We start from the raw sequence: 12256 nt of genomic DNA, 5'->3' as shown, positions 1-12256 counted from the left end.
ATGAGGGTGTGCCGCCGGAGTTCGAGGGGGTGCGCCGGGAGCGGTTCACATGTTTTTTCGCCACGGCATTAGCCTATCCAGCACGAAGGCCCCGAGGCTATGGTCGATTGACCGGTCTCGGGGCCTTCGCGGCGGAGGTGAGGTGATGGTGCGGGCTTATTGCAGCAGGGAACGGTCGCCCAACGTCGCTCCCTTGATTTTGGCGAATTCGCCGAGCAGGTCTTCGACGGTCATGGTGGCTTTCTTTTCCGCCTCGACGTCGAGGATGATTTCGCCGTCGTGCATCATGATCAGCCGGTTGCCGACCTCCAGCGCCTGGGCCATGTTGTGGGTGACCATCAGCGTGGTGAGCTTCTGCTCGGAGACAACTTTTTCGGTGAGCCGGGTGACCAGTTCGGCACGCTGAGGGTCCAGGGCCGCGGTGTGCTCGTCTAACAGCAGAATCTTGGGCTGCGAGAACGTGGCCATCAGCAGGCTCAGTGCCTGGCGCTGACCGCCGGAGAGCAGTCCCACCTTGGCCTTGAGACGGTGCTCGAGGCCGAGTTCCAGGGCCAGCAGTTCCTCCGCCCATTGCGTGCGCTTGGCCTTGGTCACCCCGAGGCCCAGTCCGCGCGACTGGCCGCGGCGGGCGGCCAGGGCCATGTTCTGTTCGATCGTCAGGTCCGGGCTGGTGCCAGCCATAGGATCCTGGAACACCCGGCCCACATAGGCAGCGCGCCTGTGGTCGGGCATTTTGGTGACGTCCTTGCCGGCGATGGTCACGGTGCCGGAGTCGGGACGAAGCTTGCCCGCGATCGTGTTCAGCACCGTGGACTTACCCGCGCCGTTGGAGCCGATCACGGTGACGAAATCGCCGTCGCGCAGGTGCAGGTTCACGCCGCGCAACGCCTTGCGCTCGTTGACGGTGTTCGGAAAGAACGTCTTGTTGACGTTGCTCAGCTCAAGCACGGTGGCCCACCTTTCCAGCTTCTTCGGCCTCGGCGGCGGCTTCTTCGGCGGCTTCCTTGTTCAAGTTCTCGACCTTCTTGTTCTTCCGGCGCAGCGAGAATCGGCGGAAGATCTTCCACTGCGGCAGCAGCAGAGCGGCCACCACGAGTACCGCGGAGATGAGGCGCATGTCGTTGGGATTCAGCCCGGCGGTCAGCGCGTACTGGATGGCTAGGCGGTAAAGCACGGCTCCCACGACGACAGCGAAGGTGGCAATGATGACGGTGCGGGTGCCGAAGATCGCCTGACCGATGATCACGGAGGCCAGGCCCACAAGAATCAGACCGATACCCATGGAGATGTCGGCGGAACCCTGGTACTGGGCGATGATCGAGCCGCACAGGGCAACCAAACCGTTGGAGAGCATCAGACCGATGATCTTCATCCGGTCGGTGGAGACACCGAAGGAGCGGATCATTTCCTGGTTGTCGCCGGTGGACTGCAGGGCCAGGCCCATGTCGGTGGAGAGGAACCAGTCGAGGGCGAACTTAATGATGAGCACGCAGATCAACAGGATGATCACCGCGCCCCAGGTGCCGCGCAGCCCGGCCTGAGAGAACCAGGTAAACACGGTTTCTTGGCCCAGCAGCGGCGCATTAGCTCGATTGCCCATGATGCGCAGGTTGACCGAGTACAGGGCCAGCATGGTCAGAATTCCGGCCAGCAGCGGGTTGATGTTTCCTTTGGCGTGCAACAGGCCGGTAATGAGTCCGGCGAGGGTGCCCACGAGGAAGGCCGCGCCCATGGCAAGCAGCGGGTTCACCTGCTGAGTGATGAGCACGGCGGCCGTGGCGGCGCCGGTGGTGAAGGATCCGTCGACGGTGAGGTCGGGGAAGTCGAGAATCTTGAAGGTGAGGTAGACACCGAGGGCCATGATCGCGTAGATCAGACCGAGTTCGAGTGCGACGATCATGATCTATCGTCCAGCTTTCCGTCGGGGTGTTTCGGATGGATGGTATCGGCGGGGCCGGCCGTGGGGATGTGCGCGGCCGACCCCGCCGAACAGGTAGCGCGAGATTATTCTTCGTCCTCGCCCTCAGCGTCGGCGACGTCGCGGGCGTCAGCCAGCAGGTCCTCGGGCAGGGTGATGCCCATCTGCTCGGCGGCTTCCTGGTTCACGACGACCTCGAGGTCCTCGGAGGGCACGGTCTCCACCGGGGTGTCGGCCGGCTCGGACTCACCCTGCAGAATGCGCAGCGCCATCTCGCCGGCCTGCACGCCCTGGGCGTGGTAGTCGATGCCGTAGGTGGCCACCGCGCCGCGTTCCACGGAGTCGGTGTCGGCGGAGATCACGGGGATCTGCTGGTCGATACCGTAGGAGAGCACCGATTCCAGACCGGAGACCACCGTGTTGTCGGTGGGCACGTAGATAGCATCGACGTCGCCGAGCGCCTGGACGCCCTGCTGCACCTCGTTGGTGTTGGTGATGGCGCGTTCGACCAGTTCCAGTCCGAGTTGCTCGGCCGCGTCGCGTGCTGCTTCCACCTGGACCACCGAGTTCGACTCGGCCGAGGAGTAGACGATGCCCACGGTCTCGGCGTCAGGGGCGATCTGCTGGAGCAGCTCGAGCTGTTCGTGGACGGGGTTCATATCGGAGACACCGGTGACATTGCCGCCGGGAGCCTCCCAGTCGGCCACGAGCGAGGCGTCCACCGGATCGGTGACAGCGCCGAAGACGATCGGACGATCGGTGATGGCGGTGGCGGCCGAGATGGCGGAGGGGGTGGCAATCGCGAAGATCAGGTCGTGATCCGACTGGGCGAAGTTGCCGGAGATGTTGTTCATGGTGCCCTGGTCGGCCTGGGAGTTCTGCTCATCCCAGGTGACCTCGGCTCCGGCGGTTTCGAAGGCTTCCTTGAAGCCGGCCGCGGTGGCGTCGAGCGCGGGGTGGGAAACGTACTGCGAGATGCCGATCGAGTAGGACTCGCCTTCGGCGCCGCCCTCATCGGCCGCTCCGCCGTCGCCGTTGGAACCGCACGCAGTGACGGTCAGGCCGATTGCTGCGAGCACCGCCGTGGTGCGTGCAAGGTGTGACAGTTTCATGGGGTGCTCCCTCTCTCGTCAACCAACAGAAAACGATTCGCGCGGGATACGGGAATCGCGTGGATGAACAGAACGATTGACCATCAGGTGTGATGTGACTTCTATCACAGTCAACTTTGCCACAAGATGCCGCTTCAGTCCACCGCGTACCGATCAATGTGTCTACCAAATAGATGATCTCGCAGTCGAAACGTATCCGGCGGAAGCTGATGGTGCGTGTTCTGCAGACACCATGCTTCCACACCCGCGCCGCGAGTGGCTCGGATCACTGTGAGAGCGCGTAAATGGAGATCGAGTATCCAGGGATCGCCAGCACGTCTCCGGCGCCCACGGTCGATCCCACGCGGTCGCGTTCGCCATGGGTGCTCAGTGCCAGCACCAGTTCTCCGCCGGCCAGATCTCCCAGCAGGTTCTCTGCCCCGGGTTTGGAGCCGGGAACGCGGACGACGTCGGCGTCGAGTCCGCCGTTGAAGATCACGAGCCCGGAGGTCCGCCCGCCCGGGATGCCGATGAGCTGCTGCAGCACCCGCACCGAGGGACTCTCCCATTCCTGCTGGGTCATGGGTTCGCCGTCGGCGTTGAACCACATCATGTGCCCGGAGTCGCGGGAGGGGTAGGTGTAGGGCTGGTCGGCCAGGAACGCCCGGCGCAGTCGGATCATCCGCCGGGTGAGGGCGTGCATGGTCTGGGCTGCCGGGTTTTCGAGCAGTCGCGGCCAATCGGTCCATGAGAGCTCGTTGTTCTGGCAGTAGGCGTTGTTGTTGCCAGACTGGCTGCGGCCGAGCTCGTCACCGGCGGTGATCATCGGCACGCCCAGCGACATCAGCAGGGTGACCATCACATTGCGCATGGTGCGCTGCCGGGATTGCTCCACGTGGGTCTCATCGGTGGGGCCTTCGGCACCGTGGTTGTACGACCGGTTGTTCTCGGTGCCGTCGCGGTTGTCTTCGCCGTTGGCCTCGTTGTGTTTGTGGTTGTACGACACCAGGTCGCGCAGGGTAAATCCGTCGTGGGCGGTCACGTAGTTCACGCTGGACAGCGCCGAACGCCCCGAGGGGGCGAAGAGCCCCTGGGATCCGGAGAGCACATCGGCCAGCCCGCCCAGGGGGCTGGGTCGATCGCCGTGGTCCAGGGCGGCACGGGAGGTCACCCAGAAATCTCGCACGGTGTCGCGGAAATGGTCGTTCCAGTCACGGAAGCCGGGCGGGAAGCGCCCGGTCTGCCAGCCTCCGACCGAGACATCCCAAGGCTCGGAAATCAGCTTGACCTGGGAGAGCACCGGATCGGAGGTCACGGCCACCAGGAACGGGTGCTGCGGGGTGAAGTGGTGGTGAGCGTCGCGGCCCAGGGAGACGGCCAGGTCGAAGCGGAAGCCATCCACCCCGAATTCCTCGACCCAGCGGCGCAGCGAGTCCAGGGCCATGCGCACCACGGTGGCGTCGGCGAAGTTCAGGGTGTTTCCGCAGCCGGTGGTGTCCAGGTAGTCGGAGTCCGGACTGTCATCGACGTGGCGGTAGTAGGCGCGCTCCCCCAGCCCGCGCCAGCTGTAGGTGGGGCCGGTGGGGCCTTCTTCAGCCGTGTGGTTGTAGACCACGTCGAGAATCACCTCAATGCCGGCCTCGTGGAGCAGCCGGACCATTCCCTTGAATTCGTCCGCCACGGCTTGGGGGCCGCGCCGCTGGGCGTCGACGGTGGCGTAGCTGGGGTGCGGGGAGAAGAACGACAGGGTGTTGTAGCCCCAATAGTTCTCCAACCCGAGCTCCGACAGATGGGACTCGTCGGCATGGTGGTGCACGGGCAGCAACTCGACCGCGGTGATGCCCAAGCGCTGCAGGTAGGCGATCATCACCGGGTGTGCGAGCCCGGCGTAGGTGCCGCGCAGGTGCTCGGGGATCTCCGGGTGCAATTTTGTCTGCCCGATCACGTGGGCTTCGTAGATGATGGTGTCGCGCAGAGCGGTGTCGGGTGCGGTGACACCACCCCAGTCGAAACTGCGCTCCACCCGGGTGGACCAGTGAATCCCCTCGCGGGTCTCGACGGCGTCGCCGCACGGATCCAGCAGTCCGCCCACCACCGGACCGGTCGGTTCCAGATCCTGGTCCCGCGGGATGAACGCGTAGAGGCTGCCGTTATCGAGTCCGGTGAGGGTGCCGTGGTGCACCCCGTGGTTGAATCCGGGCAATTCCACGCGGTGCAGGTCTGCTACCGTCGGTGCGGCGTCTCGGGGGAAGTCACTGGTGGTGAAGACGACGTCGACCTCGGTGAGTCCGGGGGCGTAGACGGCCAGGTTCACGCACTGGCACGACTCGGCGGCTACCTCGGGTTCCCGATGATGTGTTCCAGACGCGGCCGAGGCGCCCAGCGGCGTCGGGCGCGAGGGGTGTTGCGGTTCAGTCACCGCGTCCGCCCGCCCGCGCCACCGCGATTTCGTACAGGGAAATGCCGACCGCCATCGAGGCGTTGAGCGATTCCATCTCGGAGGCGATCGGGATGGAGACGATCTGGTCGCAGTGTTCGCGCACCAGCCGGGAGAGGCCCTTGCCCTCGGAGCCGACCACGAGACAGATCGGGTCGGTGGCGAGGGGCAGTCCGGGCAGGGACTGGTCGCCGTCGCCGTCGAGGCCCAGCACGAAGTAGCCGAGTTTCTTGTACTCGACGAGCGCGTTGTTCAGGTTCGACACCTGTGAGACGGGCACCCGGGCGGCGGCACCGGCGGAGGTCTTCCACGCGGTGGCAGTCACCCCCACCGAGCGGCGGGCCGGCACCACCACGCCGTGAGCATCAAAAGCAGAAGCCGAGCGGATGATGGCCCCGAGGTTGCGGGGGTCGGTGATGGAATCCAGGGCGATCAGCAGCGGCGGGGTGCGCAGGTAGCCCTTGTCCCATTCCTGCATCAGTCGGTCGGCTACGGTGACGCCGTCTTCGTACTCGTAGGGTGGCACCTGCAGCGCCATGCCCTGGTGGTTGGCCTCGTTGGTCATCCGGTCGAGCTCGATCCGGGTGGTCTCCATCACCGGAATACCGCGTTCTGCTGCCAGCTTCAGCGCTTCTTTGACGCGCTCATCCATCTCCAGACGCGGGGCCACGTGCAGGGCGCGGGCCGGAATATCGGAGCGGAGGGCTTCGACCACCGGGTTGCGGCCGGCCACGGTTTCGTCCTTGTGGCGCGAGCGGGTGTTGCGCTGCTGGCGCTGCTGAGTGGGCTTGTAGCTCTTGTGCCAGGTGCGGTCCTCGGCCTTGGGCGTGGGACCGCGACCGGCCAGGGACTTACGGTGTTGACCGCCGCTGCCCTTGGTGGGGCCTTTTTTGGTGGACTTGCGGGCAGCGCCGGGGCGTCGTGGTGTTGCCATGGTGTGGTCCTTTCGGTGGCGGTGCGGGTCAGCTCTCGAGCGTCCAGGCGACGCCGTCAGCAGAGTCGGCCAGGGTGATGCCGGCCGCGGCCAGCTGGTCGCGGATCGCGTCGGCGGCAGCCCAGTCGCGCTGCTCACGGGCGGTCGCACGAGCCTGAATCTGTGCGTCCACGAGGGCGGCAAGGGCGTGACTGGCGGCGCTGTCGCCGTCATGGCAGGAACCTTCGGGCACCTCGTCGAGACCCAGGATGCGCACCATGGCGTCGACTTCCAGCAGCCGATCGCGCAGTGCAGTGGTGTCGTTCTCGGCCAGGGCGGTGTTGCCTGCGCGCACAGTGGCGTGCAGGCTGGCCAGGGCCTGGGGCACGTTCAGGTCATCTTCCATGGCCGTACGGAACGCCTCCGGCACGGCGTCCACGAGTACCTCAGGCAGGGCGGCGATGTCGTCTCGCAGGGCGGCCCGGGCTTTGGTCTGGAAGTTTTCGATGCGCTCGACCGCGGTAGTCGCCTCCTCGAGCGAGGTGGGCCGGTAGTCCAACGGTGAGCGGTAGTGCGCCTGGCCGAGGAAGTAACGGACCGCGGTGGGTCGGGCTGCGGCGAGCATCTCTTCGGGCGAGACGGTGTTGCCCACGGATTTGGACATTTTTTCGCCTTCGTAGGTGACCATGCCGTTGTGCATCCAGAAGCGGGCGAACTCGTCTCCAGCGGCGGCCGACTGGGCCAGCTCGTTTTCGTGGTGCGGGAAGCGCAGATCGAGCCCGCCACCGTGAATGTCGAAGGTTCCGCCCAGGTACTTGGTGGACATGGCGGAGCATTCTAGGTGCCAGCCGGGGCGGCCTCTCCCCCACGGGGAGGCCCAGGAAGCGGTGTCTGGGTCGCCGTTCTTGTGACCCTTCCACAGGGCGAAGTCGCGCGGGTCGCGTTTGCCGCGCGGGTCCGCATCCGGTGCGGCCTGCATGTCGTCGACGTCTTGGCGGGTGAGCTCGCCGTAGCGGTCCCATTCACGCACGGTGAAGTACACGTCGCCGGAGTCATCCGTGGCCGGGTAGGCGTAGCCGGCGTCCATCAAGCGCTGAATCAGCTCGAACATCTCGGTGATGTGCCCGGTGGCGCGTGGCTCGTAGGTGGGGCGCAGCACGCCGAGGCTGTCAAAGGCGGCGGTGAAGGCCTGCTCGAAGCGGTAGGCCAGGGCCCACCAGGGTTCCTGGGCAATATAGGGCGGCTGCGGAGTCTGCTCGGTGTCGTAGGACGCCGCCGATTTCTCCAGGATCTTGTCGTCGATGTCGGTGACGTTGCGTACCGAGGTGACGCGCAGCCCGGTGGCGCGCAACCATCGGATCAGGATGTCGAAGGCAATGGCCGAGCGGACGTGGCCAACGTGCGGCAGCCCCTGGACGGTCGCGCCGCAGTAGTAGATCGAGACCTCTCCCGCGCGCAGCGGAGTGAAGTCGCGAACCTGTGCCGTCTTGGTGTCATAGAAACGTTGTGCCACGGTGTTGGATTCTACCGGCTTTATACCGCGCCAGCAGACAGAGACGACGGAGGGCGAACCGTATGGTTCGCCCTCCGTCGTGTGTGGCAGGTTGCCATGATGGAATTATTTGGCGGCGGCCGCTGCGGCCGGTGCCACCTCTTCCAGGGTTTCGTTCAGCAGGCCGATGGCTTCTTCTTCGCTGATGTCCTTCGCCAAAGCGAGTTCGGACTCCAGCACCTGGCGTGCTTTGGCCAGCATGCGCTTCTCACCTGCGGACAGGCCGCGGTCATGCTCACGCCGCCACAAGTCACGCACTACCTCGGCTACCTTAATGACATCGCCGGAGGCGAGCTTCTCCAGGTTGGCCTTGTAACGACGCGACCAGTTGGTCGGCTCTTCGGTAAATTCTGCGCGCAGGACATCCAGCACTTCCTGCAGACCCTGATCATCGACCACATCGCGAACGCCGACCAGATCGACGTTTTCGGCGGGGACCTCAATAGTCAGATCGCCTTGAGCGACACGAAGTTTCAGGTAGGTTTTTTCCTCGCCCTTGATCTTCCGCATCTTGATCTCTTCGATAGTTGCCGCACCGTGGTGCGGGTAGACGACAGTCTCGCCGACCTCAAAAACCATGTGGATAAACCCCTTTCCCGGCGTTTAGTCTATCACAGAGCCCCGTGATTCCGGGAGTGTCGTCGCCTCTTTGCGGCCTGCATCACCCATAATGCTCCCCCGACGTCACTCTGCGTCGTCCCCGCGAATTCGTTCCGGGATGCACGCCGCGTCGCAGCACAGCCAGGCCTGGCGCGGTGCAGGAAAACCCTGATCAGCAGGGGCTGAAGAGGGGTCGTGCACCGGTTGGCGTACACAGCGTCTCACGTCGTCTGAGACGGCGCGAATGAGATACTCTCTAAGGGAACATCACTGTTTTCATGCACCGACCGTGATCGAGGAGAACACCATCGTGAAGGCCACCACCATTCGCCGCGCCTCTGTGGCCGGCCTGGCAGCCCTCGCTCTGCTAGGCACCACCGCCTGCAGCGCCGTCAATCTGCAAGCCACCACGTTGGAGTACGCCCCCTCAGACGGCGTGCAGGCCAATGTTGACAACGTCCAGCTGCGCAATATCGCTCTGATTGCCGCTGAAGAAAACGGCGCGGGCCGCTTCATCGGCTCCCTGTCCACCTCGGACGGCGAACCAGCCGAGGTCACCATCACCGTGAACGGCGAGAGCTTCGACTTCTCGGTTCCCGGCAACCTCGAGAACCTGATGCTCGAGGCCGAAGAGAACGAGACCGTCGTGACCAATATCGGCGGCCACCCCGGCGGCATGGTGGACGCTGAGGTCTCCGTCAACGGCACCACCGAGCCGCTGCGCATCGCGGTGCTCTCCGCAGCACTGCCCGAGTACCGGGACTTCCTGCCCGTGGAGGTGTCCGAGGGCGAGCTGACCGATCACCTCTACGACTTCCCCGAGCACGGCGGCGGTCACTGGGTGGGCGTCGACGAAGACGGCGGGCACTGATCCCACACCCCTACCGGGTCCTGAAACATCATCACGAAGGGCCGGCGCAGCATCCAGGAGATGAGGCGCCGGCCCTTCGCTATGTTCCCTATGTCTGCTGCGGTCTACGGCTCGAACTTGTAGCCCAGCCCGCGCACGGTCACCAGATGACGCGGGTTTGACGGGTCCGGCTCCACCTTGGAGCGCAGCCGCTTGATGTGCACGTCGAGGGTCTTGGTGTCCCCCACGTAGTCGGCGCCCCACACCCGGTCGATGAGCTGGCCGCGGGTGAGCACCCGACCGGCGTTGCGCAGCAGCATCTCGAGCAGCTCGAATTCCTTGAGCGGCATCGAGGTCTGGTCGCCACCGACGGTAACCACATGCCGTTCCACATCCATGCGCACCGGTCCAGCCTGCACGGAGGTGCTGATCAGATCGTCCGGCTCCGCCTGACGGCGCAGCACCGCACGAATACGCGCCACCAGTTCCCGCGAAGAGTACGGCTTGGTGACGTAGTCATCCGCGCCGAGTTCCAGACCCACGACCTTGTCGATCTCCGAGTCCTTGGCGGTGAGCATGATGACCGGAACGTTCGAGGTGCCGCGCAACTGGCGAATCACTTCGGTGCCTGGCTGACCGGGCAGCATCAGGTCGAGCAACACCAGATCAGCGCCGGCCTTCTCGAATTCGGAGACCGCATCGTGGCCATCTTCAACGACGGTGACCTCATACCCTTCGCGCTCCAGCAGGTAGGACAGCGGGTCACTGATGGACGGCTCATCCTCCACTACGAGGATCCGACTCATCTTAGTTCTCCTTTCCCACCGGATTCGGTGGTCTCCTGAGGGATCTCGGGGTCGCTCTCGGGCAACTTCACGGTGAAGGTGGATCCCGATCCGAGTCTTGACCACAGCGACACTTCGCCGCCGTGGTTAGCGACCACATGTTTGACGATGCTGAGCCCCAGACCGGTGCCACCGGTCTGGCGTGAGCGGGCGGCGTCAACGCGATAGAAACGCTCAAACACCCGCTCTTGGTCTTCATAGGCAATGCCGGGGCCCTGATCGGTAATCGAGATTCGGGCCAGCCCCTTCACCGATTTCATCCCGATGCCGACCACCGTGTTCTCCGGTGAGTAGCTGACAGCATTGTCGACCAGATTACGAATTGCGGTCATCAGCTGATCCGGGTCGCCGAACACGACACCGGTGATCTCCCCGGCCACCCGCAGCGTGATGCCGCGGGCCTCGGCCTCGGTGCGGACCCGGTCCACCGCCTCGGCGACCACCCGGTTCATGTCTACCGGGGAGGCTTCGCCGGCAACGTCCTTGCTCTGCAGCCGGGAGAGCTCAATGATGTCCTGCACCAGCTCGCCCAGGCGCACGGATTCGATGGACAGCCGGCGGGTAAATCGGCGCACAGCCACCGGGTCTTCGGCGGCGTCGTCAATGGCTTCAGAAAGCAAACCGATAGCACCGACGGGTGTTTTGAGTTCGTGGGACACGTTCGCCACGAAGTCGTGACGGATCGCTTCGGTGCGGGTCAGCTCGGTGCGGTCCTCCGCGAGGATCAGAATGTATTCGTCCCCCAGCGGCGCGATGCGCAGGTGTACCTGCCAGCGTTCATCGCCATAGCGGCCGCGGGTGAGTTCGTGTCGGCGGTCCAGAATCACACCGTCTTCACGTACGCGTCGAGTGAGGTCCACCACCAGGTCGTGCACCAGATGGTGACCGCGCACCAGCCCGTAGGCGTAGGCGGTCGGGTTGGCGCGCACCACGCCGTCGACGGCGTCGACCACTACATAGGCCCGACCCACCACGGCCAGCACATCGGCGGCGCCGGACGGAATCAGCGGTTCATCGACCACCATGTAGCGGGCCCGCCGTCGCTCCGAGACGCGGAAGGCGAGCATGGCGACGAGACCGAGCACGAGCCCGGTGACACCGCTGAGCACGCCGACGAGCACTAGATCATCCACCCAAGAAACACTACCCTCTCGTGTGGTGACGTTTCTCGTCGTCGACCCGTTGAGCCCGGTTGTGCAACTGAACGTAGCTAAAGTTCAACTGCCGTTCACGTCGATGCGTCATGATAGGTATGACCGTGTTGTTGTTGCGCGCAGAAATGAGGAGCACATGCGTGAACTGTTCCAGGCTGACCTGAAGTCCCTGGGTGACCAGCTCGTAGAGATCGCCGGACTTGTCCGCGTGGCGATGGAGCGTGCCCGCGAAGCGGTGGAGACCGCTGACGTCGAGCAGGCGGAGCAGGTGATCTCCGATGATGCCCGGATCGATACGCTGCAGAACACCCTGGATGAGAAGGCCATCGAGCTGCTGGCCCTCCAGGCTCCCGTTGCCACCGACCTACGCACCGTGGTGGGTTCCCTGCGCATGTCCACCTCGCTGGAGCGTATGGGCGACCTGGCTCGCCACATCGCTCAGCTGACCCGCCTGCGTTACCCCGAGCTCGTGTTCCCGGAGTCGCGCCGCGAGTCATTCAGCCGCATGGCAGATGACTGCGTGAAGGTGGCTGCCGCCCTGGAGCAGCTGCTCACCGAGCACGACCTGGACTACGCCCGTGAGATCGTGAAGCTGAATAATGAGATCAACGAGCTGCACGCCCAGAACTTCAAGGCCGTTGCCGCCGCCGACTGGGATGCCACCGCTCCCCAGACCGTCGATGTCACGCTGGCGTCGCGCTACTTCGAACGCTTCGCTGATCACGCCGTGTCGGTGTCCCGCAAGGTGACCTACCTGCTCACCGGTGAGTGGGAGCCCACCATTCCCTCCGCCTGATCACCGATCGGTGAGATCCACCGGGTCTGCACCAGACACCAACAGGGCGGCCCCTCCTCGGAGAGGCCGCCCTGTTGTTTGTCTTCTAGACGCTCTTCGC

11 protein-coding genes are annotated in these 12256 nt (G+C 64.7%); 2 read left to right on the top strand and 9 right to left on the bottom strand.

The annotated features are described in order from the left end of the window. Window positions 1-156 precede the first annotated feature (156 nt). From P8192_RS03580 to P8192_RS03550, 7 genes are all read right to left on the bottom strand, one after another. Window positions 157-948: an ABC transporter ATP-binding protein gene (locus P8192_RS03580; protein ID WP_278158564.1), complete on the bottom strand. Its 792-nt coding sequence runs from the start codon at window positions 946-948 to the stop codon at window positions 157-159. Continuing rightward, window positions 941-1900 carry an ABC transporter permease gene (locus tag P8192_RS03575; RefSeq protein ID WP_278158563.1) on the bottom strand — a complete coding sequence of 320 codons (960 nt, stop codon included), beginning with the start codon at window positions 1898-1900 and terminating at the stop codon, window positions 941-943. The genes P8192_RS03580 and P8192_RS03575 overlap by 8 nt, the downstream gene beginning before the upstream one ends. Window positions 1901-2004: 104 nt before the next feature. Continuing rightward, the gene (locus tag P8192_RS03570; protein ID WP_278158562.1) at window positions 2005-3030 is read right to left on the bottom strand and encodes an ABC transporter substrate-binding protein; all 1026 of its coding nucleotides are present in this window, start codon (window positions 3028-3030) and stop codon (window positions 2005-2007) included. A 265-nt stretch (window positions 3031-3295) separates the two neighbouring features. Beyond that, window positions 3296-5428: a glycogen debranching protein GlgX gene (gene glgX, locus P8192_RS03565; RefSeq protein ID WP_278158560.1), complete on the bottom strand. Its 2133-nt coding sequence runs from the start codon at window positions 5426-5428 to the stop codon at window positions 3296-3298. Continuing rightward, on the bottom strand, window positions 5421-6380 hold the full coding sequence (gene rlmB, locus P8192_RS03560; protein WP_278158558.1) for a 23S rRNA (guanosine(2251)-2'-O)-methyltransferase RlmB: 960 nt from the start codon (window positions 6378-6380) through the stop codon (window positions 5421-5423). The genes glgX and rlmB overlap by 8 nt, the downstream gene beginning before the upstream one ends. 28 nt (window positions 6381-6408) lie before the next feature. Beyond that, window positions 6409-7872, bottom strand: coding sequence for a cysteine--tRNA ligase (gene cysS / locus P8192_RS03555; protein ID WP_278158557.1), 1464 nt, complete (start codon window positions 7870-7872; stop codon window positions 6409-6411). 105 nt (window positions 7873-7977) lie between these two features. Continuing rightward, a complete protein-coding gene (locus tag P8192_RS03550; RefSeq protein WP_270106098.1) occupies window positions 7978-8490 on the bottom strand; it encodes a CarD family transcriptional regulator in 513 nt (170 codons plus the stop codon). Window positions 8491-8800: 310 nt separating this feature from the next. On the opposite strand from P8192_RS03550, the gene P8192_RS03545 reads away from it, so the two are divergent. Further along, window positions 8801-9382 (top strand): hypothetical protein, encoded by a 582-nt coding sequence (locus P8192_RS03545; protein ID WP_270106099.1) that lies wholly within the window; start codon window positions 8801-8803, stop codon window positions 9380-9382. A gap of 104 nt (window positions 9383-9486) precedes the next feature. Here the strand turns inward: P8192_RS03545 and P8192_RS03540 are convergent, their stop codons facing one another. Further along, the gene (locus tag P8192_RS03540; protein WP_278158556.1) at window positions 9487-10167 is read right to left on the bottom strand and encodes a response regulator transcription factor; all 681 of its coding nucleotides are present in this window, start codon (window positions 10165-10167) and stop codon (window positions 9487-9489) included. Further along, the gene (locus P8192_RS03535) at window positions 10164-11273 is read right to left on the bottom strand and encodes a sensor histidine kinase (RefSeq protein ID WP_270107464.1); all 1110 of its coding nucleotides are present in this window, start codon (window positions 11271-11273) and stop codon (window positions 10164-10166) included. The genes P8192_RS03540 and P8192_RS03535 overlap by 4 nt, the downstream gene beginning before the upstream one ends. A gap of 223 nt (window positions 11274-11496) precedes the next feature. Between P8192_RS03535 and phoU the strand changes: the two genes are divergently transcribed. Next, a complete protein-coding gene (gene phoU, locus P8192_RS03530; protein ID WP_278158555.1) occupies window positions 11497-12156 on the top strand; it encodes a phosphate signaling complex protein PhoU in 660 nt (219 codons plus the stop codon). Window positions 12157-12256: the final 100 nt, after the last annotated feature.

Source organism: Citricoccus muralis (genome assembly GCF_029637705.1).
GTDB lineage: Bacteria > Actinomycetota > Actinomycetes > Actinomycetales > Micrococcaceae > CmP2.
The sequence above is the reverse complement of the archived record's forward strand: the minus strand, read 5'-3'. Positions and strand labels throughout refer to the sequence as shown.